At 42.3% G+C, this 19,582-nt stretch carries 18 protein-coding genes and 1 pseudogene; 17 read left to right on the top strand and 2 right to left on the bottom strand.

All coding sequences use genetic code 11. The features are described 5' to 3' along the window. Nucleotides 1-7: 7 nt before the first annotated feature. Nucleotides 8-940: an ATP-binding cassette domain-containing protein gene (locus ABID56_RS08195; protein ID WP_354220140.1), complete on the bottom strand. Its 933-nt coding sequence runs from the start codon at nucleotides 938-940 to the stop codon at nucleotides 8-10. A gap of 108 nt (nucleotides 941-1,048) precedes the next feature. Here ABID56_RS08195 and ABID56_RS08190 point away from each other — a divergent pair, with 108 nt between their 5' ends. The 8 genes from ABID56_RS08190 (at nucleotide 1,049) to ABID56_RS08155 (ending at nucleotide 6,788) form a co-directional block, all read left to right on the top strand. Continuing rightward, entirely contained in the window at nucleotides 1,049-1,489 is a 441-nt protein-coding gene (locus ABID56_RS08190) for a MarR family winged helix-turn-helix transcriptional regulator (RefSeq protein WP_354220139.1), read from the top strand. Between the two features lie 61 nt (nucleotides 1,490-1,550). After that, nucleotides 1,551-2,327 carry an alpha/beta fold hydrolase gene (locus ABID56_RS08185; RefSeq protein ID WP_354220138.1) on the top strand — a complete coding sequence of 259 codons (777 nt, stop codon included), beginning with the start codon at nucleotides 1,551-1,553 and terminating at the stop codon, nucleotides 2,325-2,327. Between the two features lie 14 nt (nucleotides 2,328-2,341). After that, entirely contained in the window at nucleotides 2,342-2,761 is a 420-nt protein-coding gene (locus tag ABID56_RS08180; RefSeq protein ID WP_354220137.1) for a magnetosome magnetite crystal formation protein family, read from the top strand. 83 nt (nucleotides 2,762-2,844) lie between these two features. Beyond that, complete coding sequence (locus ABID56_RS08175) at nucleotides 2,845-3,804, top strand: alpha/beta hydrolase (protein ID WP_354220136.1); 960 nt, start codon at nucleotides 2,845-2,847, stop codon at nucleotides 3,802-3,804. Nucleotides 3,805-3,985: 181 nt separating this feature from the next. Then, on the top strand, nucleotides 3,986-5,215 hold the full coding sequence (locus ABID56_RS08170; RefSeq protein ID WP_354220135.1) for an MFS transporter: 1,230 nt from the start codon (nucleotides 3,986-3,988) through the stop codon (nucleotides 5,213-5,215). Nucleotides 5,216-5,289: 74 nt separating this feature from the next. Next, complete coding sequence (locus ABID56_RS08165; protein WP_354220134.1) at nucleotides 5,290-5,925, top strand: DUF3231 family protein; 636 nt, start codon at nucleotides 5,290-5,292, stop codon at nucleotides 5,923-5,925. Beyond that, entirely contained in the window at nucleotides 5,894-6,295 is a 402-nt protein-coding gene (locus tag ABID56_RS08160) for a DUF3231 family protein (protein WP_354220133.1), read from the top strand. Before ABID56_RS08165 ends, ABID56_RS08160 begins: the two co-directional genes overlap by 32 nt. 7 nt (nucleotides 6,296-6,302) lie before the next feature. Continuing rightward, nucleotides 6,303-6,788, top strand: coding sequence for a hypothetical protein (locus tag ABID56_RS08155; RefSeq protein WP_354220132.1), 486 nt, complete (start codon nucleotides 6,303-6,305; stop codon nucleotides 6,786-6,788). Here the strand turns inward: ABID56_RS08155 and ABID56_RS08150 are convergent. Next, nucleotides 6,783-7,697: a DUF4349 domain-containing protein gene (locus ABID56_RS08150; RefSeq protein WP_354220131.1), complete on the bottom strand. Its 915-nt coding sequence runs from the start codon at nucleotides 7,695-7,697 to the stop codon at nucleotides 6,783-6,785. The two genes, ABID56_RS08155 and ABID56_RS08150, sit on opposite strands and share 6 nt — an antisense overlap. 131 nt (nucleotides 7,698-7,828) lie before the next feature. Between ABID56_RS08150 and ABID56_RS08145 the strand changes: the two genes are divergently transcribed. The 9 genes and pseudogenes from ABID56_RS08145 (at nucleotide 7,829) to ABID56_RS08105 (ending at nucleotide 19,551) form a co-directional block, all read left to right on the top strand. Beyond that, complete coding sequence (locus ABID56_RS08145; RefSeq protein ID WP_354220130.1) at nucleotides 7,829-8,488, top strand: TVP38/TMEM64 family protein; 660 nt, start codon at nucleotides 7,829-7,831, stop codon at nucleotides 8,486-8,488. An 18-nt stretch (nucleotides 8,489-8,506) separates the two neighbouring features. Further along, nucleotides 8,507-10,207, top strand: a complete 1,701-nt coding sequence (locus tag ABID56_RS08140) for an ABC-ATPase domain-containing protein (RefSeq protein WP_354220129.1) — start codon at nucleotides 8,507-8,509, stop codon at nucleotides 10,205-10,207. 19 nt (nucleotides 10,208-10,226) lie between these two features. After that, nucleotides 10,227-11,372: a tRNA epoxyqueuosine(34) reductase QueG gene (queG, locus tag ABID56_RS08135; RefSeq protein ID WP_354220128.1), complete on the top strand. Its 1,146-nt coding sequence runs from the start codon at nucleotides 10,227-10,229 to the stop codon at nucleotides 11,370-11,372. A 1-nt stretch (nucleotide 11,373) separates the two neighbouring features. Beyond that, on the top strand, nucleotides 11,374-11,883 hold the full coding sequence (locus tag ABID56_RS08130) for a methylated-DNA--[protein]-cysteine S-methyltransferase (protein ID WP_354220127.1): 510 nt from the start codon (nucleotides 11,374-11,376) through the stop codon (nucleotides 11,881-11,883). Between the two features lie 66 nt (nucleotides 11,884-11,949). Continuing rightward, nucleotides 11,950-12,423, top strand: coding sequence for a tRNA (uridine(34)/cytosine(34)/5-carboxymethylaminomethyluridine(34)-2'-O)-methyltransferase TrmL (gene trmL, locus ABID56_RS08125; RefSeq protein WP_354220126.1), 474 nt, complete (start codon nucleotides 11,950-11,952; stop codon nucleotides 12,421-12,423). Nucleotides 12,424-12,744: 321 nt separating this feature from the next. Further along, nucleotides 12,745-14,397 carry a hypothetical protein gene (locus ABID56_RS08120; protein ID WP_354220125.1) on the top strand — a complete coding sequence of 551 codons (1,653 nt, stop codon included), beginning with the start codon at nucleotides 12,745-12,747 and terminating at the stop codon, nucleotides 14,395-14,397. 241 nt (nucleotides 14,398-14,638) lie between these two features. Continuing rightward, a pseudogene (locus ABID56_RS08115) lies at nucleotides 14,639-17,519 on the top strand (2-oxoglutarate dehydrogenase E1 component). Further along, nucleotides 17,470-18,762 (top strand): 2-oxoglutarate dehydrogenase complex dihydrolipoyllysine-residue succinyltransferase, encoded by a 1,293-nt coding sequence (odhB, locus tag ABID56_RS08110; RefSeq protein ID WP_354220124.1) that lies wholly within the window; start codon nucleotides 17,470-17,472, stop codon nucleotides 18,760-18,762. Before ABID56_RS08115 ends, odhB begins: the two are co-directional and overlap by 50 nt. A 177-nt stretch (nucleotides 18,763-18,939) precedes the next feature. Next, complete coding sequence (locus ABID56_RS08105; protein WP_354220123.1) at nucleotides 18,940-19,551, top strand: hypothetical protein; 612 nt, start codon at nucleotides 18,940-18,942, stop codon at nucleotides 19,549-19,551. The last annotated feature ends 31 nt before the right edge of the window (nucleotides 19,552-19,582 follow it).

Below are 19,582 nucleotides of genomic sequence, written 5' to 3'. Positions count from 1 at the left end.
CACACTCCTATTCGTCGTTCGTTTGGATATGTCGTCCTGTATAAGCTAAGAAGACGTCATTTAATGTTGGTTTACGGATATTGAGTGTCGTGATTGGGATGTCTAATGTTTTAATGAAGTTCGAAATAAAGGCATCGCTGCTATGGACTTTAAGGTGAATCGTATCACCGTTCACGGTCACGTCTGCGCCCGTGACTTTATCTTCGATTTCTTGAATCGCTTGATCGTTGTCTTCTGTTGACAATTCAATCAAATCGCCGCCTAATTCGTCTTTAAGCACTGTAGGCGAGTCGATGGCAATAATTTCACCTTGATCCATAATCGCGATGCGGTCACTGACTTCCGCTTCATCGAGATAATGAGTCGTTAAAAACATCGTAATGCCTTCTTGTTCTTTCAATTTCAAAATGTATTTCCACAAGTGAGCTCGCGTATTTGGATCGAGCCCGACAGTTGGTTCGTCTAAAAACAATACTTTCGGATAGTGGAGTAAACCGCGCGCAATTTCTAAACGTCGCTTCATCCCACCGGAAAATTCTTCAACACGTTGATTTTGTTCATCGATAAGGTCAACAATATGTAAAACCTCTTGGATTCTTTCATGACGTTTGTCTTTTGGCACGTTGTAAAAGCGACAATGGAGCATTAAGTTTTCGTTTGCAGTTAGTTTTTCATCGAGTGTATTTTCTTGAAAAATGATGCCGATACTGCCGCGGACGTCGTCTTTTTGCTTGGCCACATCATAGCCATTAATCGTAATGTGGCCCGAAGTCGGTGGCAGCATCGTACAAATCATATTAATCGTCGTACTTTTTCCCGCACCATTAGGGCCAAGAAATCCGAAAATTTCTCCTTCTTTTACGTCGAAGTTAATCCCTTTTACGGCGTCGACGTTTTTATATGTCTTCACGAGATCGGTTACTTCAATCACTGAATTCATCGTTTACCCCCTTAAAAGCAACTAGTTATGTTAAAATAACTATCAAACATTATCTACTTATTGAACGCAATTGTCAAATTGTTCAGCAAATTAGAGGAGGTTATGTCAATGAGTACGCCGACGAATGACTTGGTTGATCAAGTGTTGACGGCTCTTCCCTATATTCCGAAAAAAATATTCGGACCACATCATGTCCTAGAAACGGGTGATTTGCATCCGTCGCATTTTCACATTTTGCATACGGTGGAGCAAGCCGAATCGATCCAAATGTCGGATATAGCCTGGAGTTTATCGATAAATAAATCGAATCTGACGCCGCTCATTCAAAAATTATTGAATCATGGATACATTCAAAAGGAAAAATCAAGCCTTGACCGTCGCATCACATATGTATCATTAACGGAAGATGGTAAACAGTTTTTATGTGAGCAAAAACAGCGATTGGAACAAGTGGTGGAAGACCGTTTATCAACGTTGTCACAAGAGGATCAACGGCAATTGAAAGACGCGTTTCAATCGATCAGTACGATTTTATCCTCATTAGATTAAAGGGTATGGACGCTAACTCGTTGTGTGAAGATAAGGGCAATCACAACGAGGAGGTTTAAACATGGCTTATTTAGAACGTGATGGGTGCGCGCTTCATTATCGCATTCAAGGTGATGGTGAAGCGATTTTATTTATCCATTGTCCTATATTTCCGAGTGCGGTGTTTAAAGGTCAGGTTGAGGCGCTTAAACATAACTACCAAGTCATTGAAAACGATTTGCGCGGTCACGGTCGTAGTCGTTCAAATGGAGAGTTCTGGAACTTTACAGATATAGCGAAAGATTTATGCTGTTTAATCGAACGAAAGGTTCAACGGCCAGTCTGGATTGTCGCCTATTCGGCAGGGTGTAGTATTGCGTTTGAATTGTCGTTAATGGCGCCTCACCTTGTGAAAGGAATGGTTCAAATAGGTGCCGTCGACCGTGTAAATACATTCGTTCTATCGACGTTAGTAAAAGCTGGTATGACAGTGACTGCGTCTGAAGTGTCTGAAATGATCGCCATATTTGGTACGTTCAGTAATACGAGACTTCCATTGATTGCTTGGCCATTGTTAAGAGAGGCTTTGAAAACGAATGCGACCGATGCGTATTATTTTTATCGTGCATATTTACACTATGATGTCACAAAGAAATTAAGCAGCATTGACCAACCAATTGTATTATTATATGGTGAGAAAGATAAGCTTTTAAGTCGGTATGGACGGTCGATTGCATCGCGCGTGCCGAATTGTTGGATTCGTATGATTCGTTATGGCAGGCATCAATTGCCTGGTAATCAAACACAGGCTGTCAATCAGGAAATTCATCAGTTTATTCAGCAACAATTATCGTTATAAAATGGGAAATGAAAATGCGTGAAGTGATAACACCGAAAGACCGTTTGATGGTGACGATTGGTTATCTATTGCCGCTCGTTTTACCGTTAACGTTTTTGAATATTTGGCTGACGGTGTTGTATTGGTATGTGGCGCCATATCAATCGCCGTTTTTTGATCATCATATGCGTGAAAATATAAATGCGCAAATATCGTATCAACTTTATATTGTTATAGGATTTATTTTATTTTTCTTGCTTGGGTCGGTAGCGTCGGTTGGTATCGATTGGTTGCCTGATTTAGCGAAACTATCGATTCCATTGTTTGCGATGGGGTTAATGGGGATTATCTTTATTATTATTATATCGTGGTGGTTCGTTTATTTGATTGCGATCATTGCCGCTTTGGCGAAAAAATATTTCCGCTTTCCGCTAATTATTCGGTTTATTAAATAAACATGGTAAGCATTGTTTCTTAATTGGCGTTGCTTTTTTGCTATAATAGGTGAGTAGAAGAGGCAAAAAGGGAGATGGCAACGATGAAGCGGAAAACATGGATAATAATCGGTCTCGCTACACTCGTTGTATTGATCATCAACGTGGCAGCGAGCTTTTTCTTTTATGATTTGGCGATTAAACGCGAGCAAAAAGATTTCTTAGATAATAATGAAGACATTGCTGTTTCGGCGACGGCAATGGAAGTGTTCACAGAAGGTGATTGGCGTACGTGGGTAGATGAACAGCTGTTTGACTCATGGGAAATGGAGTCGTTTGATGGGTTGTCATTACGAGCAGATTATTTACAGCCTGAGGAACCATCTGATCAAGTCGTCGTGTTTGCGCACGGCTACTTAGGTGGCAAAGAGGACATGGGACTGTACGGTGAATATTATGCGGAAGAACTCGGCTATCATATTTTAATGCCAGATTTGCGCGGACACGGCAGTAGCGAAGGTGAGTATTTCGGCTTTGGATGGCATGACCGGCGCGATCTTTTAGGTTGGGTAGATCAAGTGATTGCCAAAGTCGGTCAAGATACGGATATTGTTTTGCACGGTTTATCAATGGGAGCTGCGACGGTATTAATGGCAAGTGGTGAAGAGATGCCAGAGCAAGTCCAAGCGATTGTTGCTGACAGTGCTTATACGAGTGTGTATGATTTGTTTGATTATCAAATGGAACGGATGTACCATTTGCCAGATATTCCAATCTTGCCAACGACGAGCTTAGTAACAGAGTGGCGCGCGGGTTATTCATTGCAGAAAGCATCAGCTCTCAACCAAGTCAAACAAGCTGATGTGCCGATATTGTATTTTCACGGTGAGGAAGATACGTTCGTACCAACTGACATGACGAAAATGTTATATGAAGCGACTGCTAGTGAAGCGGAGATGCATTTATTCGCTAACGCTGGCCACGGTGAAGCCTTTCCGTTAAATAAAGAAACGTATCTCAACTATTTAAACACATTTTTAAATCAATATATGTCTGATGATTGAAGCTATAGGATTGGATTTAGTTCTATAGCTTCTTGTTATGGCAACTGGAAAGGAGAAACGTAATGTTAAAAACGTTTTGGCAAGCGTTATGACCAGCACAAAAATTAGCATTCCTGGGAGGAATCATATTTGTTGTTGGAACTATTATAACTAATTACTTGTAATGGAGAGGGGGATTCATTTGGCTAAAATCAAAAATGGCATCAAAGAAAATCTATTATTATTCTCTATCCTTGTGTTAACGAACTTTTTCGTCGGCGCGATGGTTGGGGTAGAGCGTACAGTATTACCGATTATTGGTGAAGATCAATTCGGTTTAGCGTCGACAAGTGCGGCGTTATCATTTATTGTTAGCTTCGGTTTTTCAAAAGCAATCATAAATTATTTTGCAGGAGCTATCGCTGACCGATTTGGACGTAAACGTGTTTTGCTAATCGGATGGGGCTTTGGCTTGTTCGTACCGATTCTAATTATTTTTGCCCATGCATGGTGGGTAATCGTCGTAGCGAATATATTATTAGGCATCAATCAAGGGTTAGCATGGTCGATGCTCGTCAATATGAAGATCGACGTTGCTAAAGCGACGCAGCGTGGAACAGCTGTTGGTTTGAATGAGTTTGCTGGGTATTCTGGTGTTGCGTTGTTTGCTGCTTTATCTGGCTACATCGCACAAAACGTTGCGCTTCGTCCAGAACCGTTTTTATTAGGTATTGGGATTGTCATAATCGGTATCATATTATCGTTATTTGTGAAAGATACAGAACCGTTTATTCGTGAACAAATGAAAGGGAAAGGGGCGCAACAACAATCGAATATGTCGGCGAAAGAAGTGTTCGCCGAGTCGACATGGCGAAATAAAAATTTATCAAATGCCAGCTTTTCTGGTTTAACGACGAATTTAAAAGATGGTATGGCTTGGGGGTTATTCCCGTTATATTTTGCCACGGTCGGACTCAGTGTGAGTGATATTGGTATTATTGTCGCTGTTTATCCAGCGGCTTGGGGTATTTTTCAATTATTTACCGGTACATTGAGTGATAAATGGGGCCGTAAACGATTAATCGCGTCGGGAATGTATGTGCAAGCGATCTCGTTGTGGTTGATTTTATTAGTCGACGGATTCTTATGGTGGTTTACAGCCTCAGCATTGTTAGGTCTTGGGACGGCGATGGTTTATCCGACATTGCAAGCGGCGATTAGCGATGTCGCAGCACCGAGTTGGCGTGCGTCATCGATGGGTGTTTACCGTTTTTGGCGTGACACAGGTTACGCATTCGGAGCCTTATTCGCTGGACTTTTCGCCGATTTATTTGATGTGTCATGGGCGATTGGACTCGTTGCCCTATTGCCGTTTATCGCTGGGGCTTTTGCTCAATTTACGATGGATGAAACGTTGCCAAATGATGGTTAACTTGTCATGATGTATGGGATTGATCGAGTCGGTAACACTATCCGTGAAGACTGATGACGGATGGAGGGTTATAGATGTCCAATACACATGTTAAATTAATTGCACCTGAGCTATCACAGTTGTGGACGGATTATTTGAGTGACACGCTGATAAGCTGTTTTTTAAAGCACTTTGAACAACATGTCCAGGATGGGCAAATTTCTTCAATTATACGATCGAGAATTGAAGTAACAGAGCAGCATATTACCTTTATCAAAGATCAATTTGATGCGATTGGTTATCCCATTCCAGTAGGGTTTAACGAAAATGAAGATGTAGATGTGAAGGCGGATAGGCTATTTACTGATCATTATATGATTGAGTTTTTGCGACAATTAAGTCATATCTTTATGCAGACGTATAGTACAGCTGTAGGGTTCGCAACACGGCCGGATATATATCAGTTTTATGTGGGACGAATGCAAGATGCGCAACAATTAAATGAACAAGTGACGTCGCTTAGTATCGAACAAGGCGTAATGACGCTACCCCCAGCGCTTCCTATTCCGCATAAACCGGATTTTGTCAAAAAGAAAAACTTTTTAACAGGTTGGTTCGGTCAGCGACGTCCAGTCACAGGCATGGAAATCACGTTTTTATTTTCGAACATTCAGCGTAATGCTTTAGGGGGTAGCGACAATGATTGGCTTCGCTCAAACAACAGGATCTGAAACGTTAAAGCGATACTTCCAACGTGGGAAAGATATTGCGAATAAACATATCGAAGTGTTTGGTTCTATTTTGCGTGAAAATGATTTACCTGTCGTGATGACGTGGGATACGGAAGTAACGGATCAAACGTCATTTGTCTTTTCGGATAAACTAATGCTTTATCAAATGCTGGCGTTAAATCGATTAGGTTTGAGTTATTACGGTTTAAGTATGTCGAATAGTCCGAGACACGATTTAGGGGTTCATTATACATGGTTAATGGCTGAAATAGCGCAATTTACTGAGGATGGAATTGAGATCATGATTGATCATGGTTGGTTAGAGCAACCTCCGCAAGCAGCTGATCGTGGACAATTAATGAACGAGTAATAACGCGATGAAAAAGGATAAACGAATTGAAGCGATTGTATGGAGTATTGCTCTGCCAGGATTTGCTCAGTTACTTAACCATTATTATGTTAAAGGTATTTTATTTATTTTGTTAGAGATAGGGATTAATGTGCAGGCACGGTTTAACTATATTATTATTCCGAGTTTTCATGGGGATATTGAACAAGCGATTGAAACGACGAATTATCAATGGATTATGTTTTACCCGTGTTTATATATGTTTGCGATGTGGGATGCTTATAAATCAGCAGGTGGGGGTGATAAACCGTACGCCTATGTTCCGTTTGCATTAGCTGCATTTGTCGGGACAGTTGGCGTGATTGTATCACCCATTTTCCACATTGCTGGGGTTTATTTCGGCCCGATTTGGTTAGGGATTATATTTCACATCGTAGGGTTTATTGGCGGTGTCCTCATCATGAAATGGTTGAGACGACAATTACCGTTAACTGAGGAAACAGTCGAGTTATGATTCGCTCGACTGTTTCTTTTTACGTTGTCTTAACCAAATGATGACGCCGATGATGAGTAACGGGATTGAAATCGGTGACATGCCGGCAACAAACACGACAAGATAAGAGCCGAATTGCATGAGGGCATTAATCGTATTCATAAACAGTTGCTGTGTCCGCTCGATCGTGTTGAGCGATTCTTCATTTTCAATGTCGGGAATATTAATGCGACGTTCTTCGATGTTAACCGTAACCGTTGCATAAGCGCTGTGATTCTCTAAGTATTGCATGCGGCCTTTAATTTGTTCGATTTCTTCCTGGACTTGAGCCAGATCATTTGATACTTGAAGGGCCGCTTCTGTATCTTCCGCTTCATCTAGAAATGTTAACAACCGTTCTTCAACAGCTTCTTTTGATGTTAATCGCGATTCTAAGTCGACATATTCTTCGGTGACGTCTTCGCCTTGTGTTGATTTCTCAACAATCTTTACATTTTTGCTGTCTAGATGATTCATGAAATTGGTGAATTCAGCTTGTGGGATACGGGCACTTATATGACCTGAACGACGATTGTCTTCGATTTCACGTGTTGTTGATTCGACGATGTAGCCACCTGTGTTTTCGATTTTGTCGGTGATTTGATTTTGAGCTTCATCGTAATCTGGAACGTGAATGGCGAGTCTGCCGGTGTAAATGACCATTCGTTCACTTGAAGGTTCATTTGCACCATCAGTCGCTGTTTCGGATTCTTCATTCGCTGCGTCATCTGCTGCTGAGCTTGATTGTTCTGCTGTCGTGCCTGCTTCTTGATCGACGTTTTGCGCTTTATCGCCGCTAGATTCATAATTAGCGCTGCCCTCTTGGCTAGAACAAGCAGCGATGAACATTAATATTATCATTATGATAATTCCTGTTAATTTGTAGCGCATGATACGGCCTCCTAGAAAATAATGTTTTTAATTAGACGTTCAAGGTTTACAGATGTTACAACAAGTTTAATGATTGAGTTCATACGTTTCCGGGAATAAAATGATAACGATTATAATAAGGGTGAGAGCGTGTGAAACGAGTTTCGTTGTGGAAAATAACGATCGTCGCAATCGTTGTTGTGAGTTTGTTATGGTTAAATTATAACGTCATAAATGTGTCACCGCGCGAAATACGAGCCGTTATTTATGAGACAGGCTGGCTTGCGCCGGTTGTTTACCTTTTATTGTATAGCGTGAGATCACTCGTCTTATTTCCGGCCTCTGTTTTTTCGATTGTTGGCGGGCTAGCTTTCGGTGTCGTATTCGGTAGTGTTTTAGCATTAGCTGGTGCCACGCTAAGTGCCATCGTTGCATTTTTTGCCGCGAAAAAATTCGGTGAACGAGCGATTCAATTAAAACAGCGCGATAAAGTGGAGCAGTATAGACAACGTTTTGAAGAGCGAGGGTTTACGTATATCCTAATGTTAAGGCTTGTCCCTGTGATAAATTTTGATTTCATTAGTTATACAGCCGGGCTTGCGAAGGTTTATAGTTGGGATTTTGTGAAGGCGACAGTTATTGGTATCATTCCTGGTACGATTGTGTATAGCTTCGTTGGATCAAGTATTGTAGACGGTGAAGCGACAACATTATTTGTAGCTGGAACTGTCCTTGCGTTAATGATCGTCATTCCATTAGTTTGGAAGCAGCAGTTGACTCACATGATAGAACGTATGAAGACGAATGGATAACGAGAAGGAGGACTCATCATGAAACAATTAAAATCTTTAATTCAACAAATCGATCACAAAAGTTATAAAGCTTATAAAGATATACAAGGTCATTATTCATTTCAAGATTATCGTATAATGATTGACTATGTTCAAGGCGATCCGTTTGCAACGCCATCCAAAATTCGATTGTTGATAGATGGCGAAACTCAACCCGTACCAAAGACGTGGCTTGAAACGAAGCGACGTCGTATTTATGTCGAAGATTATATCGCACGAACTGTTCATCAAGCCATCATGAATCAACGGATGTCTATAAAGGGAACCGGTAAAAGCGGCATGATCGCGATTGATGCGCCTGATCAAGAAATTCTAGAACGGACGGCTGTTTCGGTTAGCGAGCAAGGGATAACGGTCTGTTTGTCGATTGGTTTACCTGCGAATGGGCGTAAAATTAACGGGAAGGAAGCAGATAAACTCTTTTTCCAAGCGTTACCGCAAATGATGTCATCATCCGTTTTAGCATTAGATTTCGCCCAAATTGATAAAAAACTAGAATTAGCCGACCAGCATGATGCGATCCGAACGAAAATGAAAGAAGAAGGCTGGATTGCGTTCGTTGCGAATGGATCGGTGTTACCACGAGCAAGTGGTATTAGTTCAAAACCGCTTAAGCAAGCTGTCCCATTCGAAAGTCCGAAAGAAAACGAAGTGTCATTTTCGATTCCCCATCGTGATGAGCCGATTTCAGGGATGGCCATTGATGAAGGCATCACCCTTATTGTTGGTGGTGGTTATCACGGTAAGAGTACGTTGCTGGAAGCGTTAGAACTTGGTGTCTATGATCACATAGCGGGTGACGGACGCGAATATGTGCTAACGAATCATGAAGCGGTCAAAATTCGCGCTGAAGACGGGCGAAGTGTAACGAATGTGTCGATCGCACCATTCATTAACAACTTACCGAACGGTGCTGATACGCATCAGTTTTCTAGTGACAATGCGAGTGGTAGTACGTCACAAGCTACGAATGTGATGGAAGCCTTAGAAGCGGGGGCATCAACGTTATTAATTGACGAAGATACGAGTGCGACGAATTTCATGATTCGTGATGAACGAATGCAGCAATTAGTTGCAAACGACCAAGAGCCGATCACGCCGTTTGTTCAAAAAGTGAAACAATTGCGCGATGAACGTAATGTCTCTACCGTACTCGTGATGGGTGGTTCAGGTGATTATTTTGACGTAGCTGATGATGTGATTATGATGGATCATTATCATCCTGTGAATGTAACGGAGCGTGCGCGAGAGATCGCAGCGAATGATCCGCGTGAATATGCTCAATATGACGAATTATTTGGCGTCTGGCACGATCGAACAGTGGACACGAAATCGATTGAAAAACCAATCGGTGGTAAAGGCAAAGTTCAAGCGAAAGGTCGAGATACCGTCATGCTCGGTAAGCAAGCGGTCGATTTAGCCTTAGTAGAACAATTAGTCGATGATTCCCAAACACGAATGATCGCAAATATGTTAAAATATATGGCGTTCAATCAAGATTATTCACAACCGATGACAGTGACAGCTTGGCTCGATACGTTAGAAAACGCTATGGACCGAGATGGGTTAAGCTTTACTCAAGGGAAACGACGCGGGCAGCACCCAGGTGATTTAGCCCGCCCACGCCGTTTTGAAATAGCGGCTGCGATCAACCGTATCCGCCAGCTGCGAACAAGATAAAAGCAAAGGAGGGGTTGTGATGGATATCGCTCAGTTAAAACAAGATTTGCTCGATTTTTGTGATGATATCAACGTCCAAAAAATCGGCTTCGCATCGGCTGATACCTTTGATACGTTAAAACAACGCTTAATCACGCAACAAACATTTGAATACCATTCCGGTTTTGAAAAAGGATCAGTCGAGGAGCGCACAACCCCAACGATGTTACAGCCGAAAGCGCAGTCAATTATTTCGATTGCGCTCGCCTATCCGTCTAAACTAAAAGACGCTCCGAAAAATCAAAAAGGCGAACGTCGCGGTCAATTCGCGCGTGCGTCTTGGGGGCGCGACTATCATGATGTTTTGCGCGATAAATTACGGCAAATCGGTGAGTTTTTAGAAAGTAAGTTAAGTGATGTACATTATACCTCAATGGTTGACACAGGTGAGTTGCACGACCGTGCTGTAGCTGAGCGTGCAGGGATTGGTTTTGTCGGAAAAAATTGCGCGCTTATTACAGAAGAATACGGGTCATATGTGTATTTGGGCGAAATGATTACGAATATACCATTTGAACCCGACGAACCAATTGAAGACGGCTGTGGTGACTGTAACATTTGTGTTGATACATGTCCGACTGGCGCGCTCGTCCAAGGCGGTCAATTAAACGCGAGTCAGTGTATTGCTTATCAAACATTGACGAAAGATTATTTAGGCGATGAATTCCGTAGTAAATTAGGCAATCGGTTGTATGGGTGCGACACGTGCCAAGTTGTTTGCCCGAAAAATAAAGGCGTTGACTTTCACGTGCATCCTGAATTTGAACCAGACCCTGAACGGGTTAAACCGAAATTAGAGCCGTTACTAACCATGTCGAACCGTGAATTTAAAGAGACATTCGGCGAGATGGCAGGGTCTTGGAGAGGTAAAAAACCGATTCAACGGAATGCGATTATTGCGTTAGCGAATTATAAAGAAACGTCAGCTGTCGATACACTTGCATCTGTCATGACGCAAGATCCACGCCCGATGATTCGCGGAACGGCAGGTTGGGCGATCGGTCAAATTGGTCGGTCTGACGGTCAGTCGTTAATCGAAGATGCAATGGAACGTGAAACAGATGAGCGCGCACGTGACGAAATGGAAAAAGGCTTATCAACGTTTTTAGAAAAGGTAGGCGAATAAGATGACGATTTATGTCGCGGAGTATGAATCGCCAGTCGGCCCGTTATATATGGGCGGAACTGAAACTGAATTATATTGGATTAAGTACGGCACGCGTGATCATGTTCACGCTCGCTTTGATCAGTGGCTTAACAAATATTTTGCTAACGTGACATTTTATCATCAGCCTGACCTTTTTTCAGATGTGTTCAGGCAATTCGACGCTTATTTTAATCAAGGCTTAGAGCAATTTGATATGAATTTAACATTGCATGGAACCGATTTTCAGCGAGACGTATGGCAGGCGTTATTGGATATTCCCTACGGTGACACATGGTCGTATTTAGATGTTGCAGAGGCAATCAATCGACCGAAAGCGGTTCGAGCTGTTGGCGGTGCTGTTAATCGTAATCCGTTTACGATTGTCGTACCATGCCATCGCGTCGTCGGCAAGAATGGCTCGCTCGTTGGCTACGGTGGTGGTCTAGATAAGAAGAAGTCGCTCTTGTCCCTTGAGACCGTCTTGCGCTAGAATATCGGTTGATCTATGCTATAATATGGAAGGTTTTGCAGTAAGATAATAGATGAGGTGGAAATAGTGGGTATACATGTTGTGTTATATCAGCCAGAGATCCCAGCTAATACAGGAAATATTGCTCGGACTGCCTTAGCAACACATTCAACGCTACATTTAATTCGTCCGTTAGGGTTTTCGACGGATGATAAAATGCTAAGACGCGCTGGGTTAGATTATTGGCATGATGTCGATATTCGTTATCACGATTCGTTAGATGAGTTGTATGAGGCATTTCCGGAAGGCACGTTTTATTACATAGAAAATTTTGGGACGAAGTATTATACGGATTTTGATTATCGTGACCAAGAGGAAGATATCTTTTTCGTGTTCGGTCGGGAAACAGACGGGATCCCGCTTGAGTTGTTAGAAGGGAAAGAGGACCAGTGTTTACGCGTGCACATGACAGAACACGTCAGGTCGCTCAACTTATCGAACACAGCAGCGATTATCGTTTATGAGGCTCTCAGACAACAAGGATTTCCGTATGTAAACTAAAAAAACACGCATTGGCGGCTTGTCCAATGCGTGTTTTCTCTGTGTAATGACGATTATTTGCGTGGTTCACCTGGTGTTGCATCGTATCCTGCTGCAAAGATCGATACGAGGAATGTCACACAAAGTGTCATAATGATTGCTGTATCCATAGAGATTCCTCCCTTATCAAAGTCACCTTCGTGCTTATTATTATAACTCAAAATACCATATATGTGAATGCCTAAAATCGTTGTTCAAAAATTGTTCGCAATCGTTGAACCGTTTGTATAAACAACCTACCTCGAAGAATATAGTGTATCAAAAACGGTTGGGAGAGATTGTGTGCAAACAGGAACATTAGAAGACTATGTTAAACATATTCAAAACGGCGACATTAAACCATTAACAGCCCATGAACGATTATATCAAGCGTTTCTTTGGGGAGAAAGTCGCGGCGCATTTGACCATTTAGTTGGAATGAATCATGTCCTGAAGCAATTCCATAATTATTTTTTGTTGCCTGCTGCTAAAGGTTATGATGCATCGAAACGGCTATGGTTATTCGTCGGACCTCCAGGTAGTGGTAAATCGTCTCTCGTGCAGGCGTTAAAAGACGTGCTCATCGCTTTTTCTAAAACAGGTCAGGGAGCATTATATCGTTTTAAAGACTGTCCCATGCAAGAAAATCCGTTATGGGCTTTGCCGGAAAATGTGCGTCACGAGTTGCAACAATCAACAGGTATTCATATCGAAGGATCATTATCACCGTACAATCAGTGGCGCTTAGAACACGATTACCATGGTGATTGGCGAGCGTTACCTGTTGAACGTTTTACCTTGTCTGAACAAAAACGCCGAGGTATCGGGTCATTTTTGCCAGGAGACCGTTATACGCAAGATTTATCTGATTTGATTGGCGATATTGATTACGCGGCTGTTACGACATTTGGCTCGTCATCTGATCCACGTGCGTACCGGTATGATGGTGATATTCAAGCATCTAATCAAGGGTTGTTGGAATTGCATGAAGTACTGAAATGTCGTGACGATTTACTTTTTCCATTTTTAACATTAGCAGAACAATCGATGTATAAAGTGTCGCGACAAGCGATGATTCATAGTGATCAAGTATTAATGGGCCATACGAATGAAACAGAATGGAAATCATTTGCGGCTAATTCCGCTAATCAAAGTATAGTGAAGCGGATGATGGTGTTACATGTTCCGTACAACATGGATGTGAATGAAGAAGTGACCCATTATCAATCGTATGTTCAAGCTGATATAGACAAAATATCTCCGAGAACATTAGAGACATTAGCGCAAGCCGTTATTATTTCGAGGCGAGCGGAAGATGATGATCGTCAACTATACCAAGAGGTCGAACAGCTGAAACAAGGTGTCGTTTCTGAACATCATGAACGAGACGGAATGGACGGCATAGATACGCGATCGGTTTATAGAGCGTTGGAACGGTCTGTTTCGACATTGGACCGAGTCACAGCATTTGATGTTTCAAAGGAGTTGGTACACGTCGTGGATCAAGATATGACGCTGACGGTTAAGCAACAAGAATGGTATCGTCATATTATTCATGTTGTGCTTGATGTGTTTGCAGCTGATTTGATGCAACTGATTGAAGAACGCGTTATGGATAGTGAGTCCGTACAAATGAAAGCATTTATCACTGATGTGATGGCATCAGCTGAACAATTGCACGAACAGTTCGGTTTTTCGACAAAAGTGTATGATGATTTATTATCTAGGTGGCATACGTCACAAGATTGGCGTGACTTTTTTTCAGGCCTTCCGTCAGAATATCAATCGGCTTTTCGGCAAAAACTAATGCAACACGTTTTGGAACAGGCTGTTGCAACTCATTCGTTAACAGAGTGGTTAGTGTCTCATTTAAATGACATTGAGGATGGAGGCTATTTGGACTATGTGTCTCAATTGAAATCGCTATTGCGTGAGCGTTATATTGTGAGTGGATAGAGATATTGCGAAAATTGTGTCGAAATCAACGACAATTTTATGCAATTTTTCGTGCACTAACCTTTTCTATTGACGAATTTTCATATATACTAATTGAAGGTATATGATGTTTTGACATTGAACACGACTGTTTAGTTTGTTTTGCCTTTAAATCGGGTATTATAAACGGTAGATGTTCGATAAAACGGCAATAAACTGGAACTAATTTTCTAGAAATCGATGGGGGTAGTAAATAGTGGCAATGCAAGGGTCTAACGACAATGTTTGGCATGCTTTTCACGGTCCCAATATGGGTTATATAGAAGAGCAGTATGAGTTATTTTTAGACGACCCTGATGCAGTTGATGAATCACTGCGTCAAATGTTTGAAGAGCACGGTGCACCAGATTGGATGGACTCAGGTAACGTCCAAACATCAGGTGGAGCTCAGACAAACATTGGTGACTTGAAAAAACTAACAGCAGCGATGAAGCTTGTGGACGCTATTCGACGTCACGGGCATTTAGAAGCGGATATTTTTCCGGTTGGGAAACAAGACGACCGCTCAACGCCGTTAGTTGATCCTCAAACATACGACTTAACAGAAGCGGACCTTAAGCAGATGGACGCCAAGGTGTTAGTCGCGAATGTACCAAGTCATGTGAAGACAGCTTGGGACTTAATCCAGCACTTAAGAACGCGTTATTCTGGTACAGCATCATTTGAGTTCAATCACATCCCAGATGATGATGAGCGTGAATGGTTGTACAATCAAGTCGAAAACGGCACGATTGATGTATCCTTGAGCCAGGATGAAAAGAAAGACTTATTAAAACGTTTGGCAGATGTTGAAGGGTTTGAAAATTTCCTTGGTAAAACATTTGTCGGACAAAAACGTTTCTCGATTGAAGGTTTAGACGTTATGGTACCAATGATTGAACGCATGGTTCGTAACGGGAATCAAGACTCAGTCGAGCATATTTTAATGGGCATGGCTCACCGCGGTCGTTTAAACGTGTTAGCACATGTTCTAGGAAAACCATATGAGTTAATCTTTTCTGAATTCGCGCATTCACCGGATAAAGAATTAGTGCCTTCAGAAGGGTCAACGGGCATTAATTACGGCTGGACAGGCGATGTGAAATATCACTTCGGCGCTGACCGTGAATACGGTGAAGACAACTCAACGAAAGTAACACTCGCTCACAACCCTTCCCACTTAGAGTTCGTCAATCCTGTGGTTGAAGGTTATACGCGTGCGGTTCAAGATAACCGTCATGTTGCGGGTTATGCCGAGCCTGATTTTGATAAAGCATTTACGATTCAAATTCATGGTGACGCAGCATTTATCGGTGAAGGTGTTGTCGCTGAAACGCTTAACATGTCGCAATTAGATGGTTACGAAACGGGTGGTTCGATTCATATTATTGCGAACAACTTGTTAGGGTTTACAACGAATCACAAAGACGGCCGTTCACCGAAGTATGCAAGTGATTTAGCGAAAGGGTTTGAAATGCCGATTGTGCACGTCAATGCGGATGACCCTGAAGCTTGTATGTCAGCGGTTGAATTAGCTTATCAATATCGTAAGAAGTTCCAAAAAGACGTCATTATTGATTTAGTCGGTTACCGTCGCTACGGCCATAACGAAATGGATGAGCCGCGCGGTACGCAACCGAACTTATATCGCGAAATCGATGATCATAAGACGGCTTATGAATTGTACGCTGATAAGTTAACGGCTGAACAAGTTGTCCCAGAAGATGAAGCGACGTCTTATAAAGATAACGTACTTAATAATTTACGTGAAACGTTCAATAGTATGAAAGAAAACGAAGACGTTGAGCATACGATTCCGGATTTACCGGAAGAAGTCGTTAACGGTCTCGATAAGATCGAAACGGCTGTAGATGAGGACACGCTTAAGAAATTAAATGCTGATATGCTTAAACGCCCAGATGATTTCAATGCGTTTAAGAAACTAGAAAAAATCTTACAACGTCGTGAGAAAGCATTTGAAGAAGGCGAAAAAGTCGATTGGGCGTTAGGTGAGGCGCTTGCGTATGCCTCGATTTTAAACGATGGTACACCGATCCGTATGACGGGGCAAGATACGCAACGTGGTACATTTGCGCACCGTCACGCTGTGTTACATGATACTGAAAAACTTGAGACATACAGTCCGTTCCACGGGCTAGAAGGTGTCGAGACAGCATTTAGTATTTATAACAGTCCATTAAACGAAACAGGCGTACTCGGGTTTGAATATGGTTACAGTGTTCAATCGGACGAAACGCTTGTGTTATGGGAAGCACAGTTTGGTGACTTCGCGAATGCGGCGCAAGTCATTTTTGATCAATTTATTGCATCTGGTCGCGCGAAGTGGGGTCAGATTGCTAGTCTTGTCATGCTTCTCCCACACGGGTATGAAGGACAAGGCCCTGAACACTCGAGTGCTCGTCTAGAGCGTTTCTTACAGTTGTCAGCTGAAAATAACTGGACGGTTGCCAACGTGACGTCAGCGTCGCAGTTCTTCCACTTGTTACGTCGTCAGGCAGCGATAGTCGGTACAGAAGCAGCACGTCCACTCGTTGTCATGTCACCGAAGAGTTTATTACGTAACCAACGTGTAGCCGTTGATCATGAAGAGCTGTCGAATGGCAAGTTTAAGCATATTTTAGAACAACATAATACAGGTGAAGACGCTGAAGCTGTTAAACGCCTTGTGTTAGGTAGCGGTAAAGTGATGGTTGAGCTTGAAGAAGAAATGGAAAAGCATGACCCATCTGATGCGATTCATTTCGCTCGTATTGAGCAAATTTATCCGTTCCCAGAAAAAGAATTGCAAGAACTGCTTAAGACGTATAAAAACGTTGAAGAAATCGTTTGGTTACAAGAAGAACCGAAAAACATGGGTAGTTGGGATTTCGTTAAAGAACGAATTCAAGATATTAAAAAAGTTAAACAGAAGCTTCATTATGTCGGACGTCCTCATCGTTCCTCTCCAGCTGTGGGTGATCCGAACATATCGAAAGCCGAGCAAAGCCGGATTTTAAATGAAGCATTGAAGCTAGATTAAAGGAGGAGAATGTCGTGAAGGAAATTATTGTACCAGAGCTAGCCGAGTCGATTACAGAAGGTGAAGTTAGTGAATGGTTAGTCCAAAAAGGTGACCAAGTTGAAAAAGGCGATGCCATCCTTGAATTAGAAACAGACAAAGTCAACGTCGAAGTGAACTCTGATTATGCAGGTGTGATTACAGAGTTACTTGTAGACGAAGGGGATGAAGTTCAAGTCGGTGACGCAATCGCGAAAGTCGATGAGAGCGGTGAAGCACAAGCAAGCTCTGATGACAGCTCTGATGCGGAAACGAAAGAAGAAAGTAAAGCTGAAGAGACGAAAGAAGCTCCGAAAGAGGACACGAAAGTAGAAGCAAGTGAACAGCAACAAGAAGAAACTTCACAACAAGATTCAGACCAACCTGTTGCATCACCTGCGACTCGCAAGCGTGCTCGTGAATTAGGCATTGATTTAAATGATATCAAGCCGAAAGATCCAGTTGGTCGTATTTCGAAAGAAGACGTTGAAGCGGCAGCTAAAGAAAAAGTAGAAGGCAGTAAGAAGCAAGACAGTAAGAAAGACGCGAAAAAAGACGACAAATCAGCTGAGAAGACTGAATTCGATAAACCAGTTGAACGCGTGAAAATGTCTCGTCGTCGTCAAACGATCGCGAAGCGTTTAGTTGAAGCGCAAGAACAATCGGCGATGTTAACGACGTTTAACGAAGTTGACATGACGAACATTATGAACGTCCGTAAAGATCGTAAAGACGACTTCGAACAGAAGCACGGCATCAAGCTTGGTTTCATGTCATTCTTCACAAAAGCGGTTATCGGTGCGCTTAAAGAATTCCCATTACTCAATGCGGAAATCCAAGGTGACGAAATCGTGATGAAGCAGTTCTACGACATCGGTATGGCTGTTTCGACTGAAGAAGGTCTCGTCGTACCTGTCGTCCGCGATGCTGATCGTTTAAGTTTCGCTGGTATCGAAGGTGAAATCATGAACGTCGCGAAGAAAGCGCGTGACGGTCAGCTATCTATGAAAGATTTACAAGGCGGTTCATTTACCATTACTAACGGTGGTATTTTCGGTTCATTACTATCAACACCGATCCTAAACACGCCACAGGTTGGTATTCTAGGTATGCACAAGATCGAAAAACGCCCGAAAGTCATGCCAGATGACAGCATCCAAGTACGCCCTATGATGTATATCGCGCTATCATACGATCACCGTATCGTTGACGGCCGCGAAGCTGTACAGTTCCTAGACCGTGTGAAACAAATGGTTGAAGATCCGTATGACTTATTACTAGAAGGCTAAGGTATATACTGGGAACCCCCTCGCATAATGATAGGCGAGGGGGTTTTTTGTTTTCAAACGAATTTATTTAATAAGTCCGCTTAGTTTTGAAATAATTGGATGAAGTTTTGAAATAAATCAACTGATTTATTTCAAAACTTCAATGATTTATCTAAAAAGTCATGAGGGAGGGGTCATGTGGGGTTTCAGAGTGGTTATTACGTTCATGGTTATGTGCCAAAAATTGAAGAGAAAACGCACGGTGTTAAGCGTAATCGAGGAAAAACGGAATCACGTCGTTTGAAGCTTTTAAGTGACGTCGATTTAAGGAAGTTAATCCAATCATTAACGATATCCGAATCCTGTCTCATTCCTCGAGTGAATCATCGTCAATCTTGGTTGAACCATTTTAGAACGGCTAGATCGCTTGTTGAAAGCCAGGTTAATCAAGTGATCACAGTTCATGAAGAGGAATCCTTGTCGGTGCTGCTTCTCGATTGTTCAACATCCATGCGATCGACACCTATTATCAAATGGTTGCAAACGGTCGATAAGTCACCTTATCATCTTATGTTATGCCATCGTGAACGACTATATCAATATCCTCAAAGATCGATTGAGCAAGCTGATTTAGACGGTGGAACATCTTTCACAACACCTATCTCAACCCTTTGTCGGGCCGCAGAAAAAGAAAAATGTACCATCAATATCACTCATGTGACAGATGGGGAAGGCTTTAGTGGCGAATTAGACCGAGCAAGACAAATCGTAAAAACTTATCGAGGTGTATATCAATCCATAGACCTCTGAGCCCGATGTCGCAATATGCAACGCTCTAGAA

It is taken from the genome of Alkalibacillus flavidus, assembly GCF_040545925.1.
Classification (GTDB): domain Bacteria; phylum Bacillota; class Bacilli; order Bacillales; family Alkalibacillaceae; genus Alkalibacillus; species Alkalibacillus flavidus.
The sequence above is the reverse complement of the archived record's forward strand: the minus strand, read 5'-3'. Positions and strand labels throughout refer to the sequence as shown.

What these genes read in the sequence shown, in the direction of transcription:
- ABID56_RS08165 (WP_354220134.1), top strand. Translation starts at nt 5,290, where the DNA reads ATGTCCAATACACATGTTAAATTAATTGCACCTGAGCTATCACAGTTG.
- ABID56_RS08150 (WP_354220131.1), bottom strand. Translation starts at nt 7,697, where the DNA reads ATGCGCTACAAATTAACAGGAATTATCATAATGATAATATTAATGTTC.
- ABID56_RS08155 (WP_354220132.1), top strand. Translation starts at nt 6,303, where the DNA reads ATGAAAAAGGATAAACGAATTGAAGCGATTGTATGGAGTATTGCTCTG.
- ABID56_RS08185 (WP_354220138.1), top strand. Translation starts at nt 1,551, where the DNA reads ATGGCTTATTTAGAACGTGATGGGTGCGCGCTTCATTATCGCATTCAA.
- queG (WP_354220128.1), top strand. Translation starts at nt 10,227, where the DNA reads ATGGATATCGCTCAGTTAAAACAAGATTTGCTCGATTTTTGTGATGAT.
- ABID56_RS08130 (WP_354220127.1), top strand. Translation starts at nt 11,374, where the DNA reads ATGACGATTTATGTCGCGGAGTATGAATCGCCAGTCGGCCCGTTATAT.
- ABID56_RS08160 (WP_354220133.1), top strand. Translation starts at nt 5,894, where the DNA reads ATGATTGGCTTCGCTCAAACAACAGGATCTGAAACGTTAAAGCGATAC.
- ABID56_RS08140 (WP_354220129.1), top strand. Translation starts at nt 8,507, where the DNA reads ATGAAACAATTAAAATCTTTAATTCAACAAATCGATCACAAAAGTTAT.
- ABID56_RS08195 (WP_354220140.1), bottom strand. Translation starts at nt 940, where the DNA reads ATGAATTCAGTGATTGAAGTAACCGATCTCGTGAAGACATATAAAAAC.
- ABID56_RS08180 (WP_354220137.1), top strand. Translation starts at nt 2,342, where the DNA reads ATGCGTGAAGTGATAACACCGAAAGACCGTTTGATGGTGACGATTGGT.
- ABID56_RS08190 (WP_354220139.1), top strand. Translation starts at nt 1,049, where the DNA reads ATGAGTACGCCGACGAATGACTTGGTTGATCAAGTGTTGACGGCTCTT.
- ABID56_RS08175 (WP_354220136.1), top strand. Translation starts at nt 2,845, where the DNA reads ATGAAGCGGAAAACATGGATAATAATCGGTCTCGCTACACTCGTTGTA.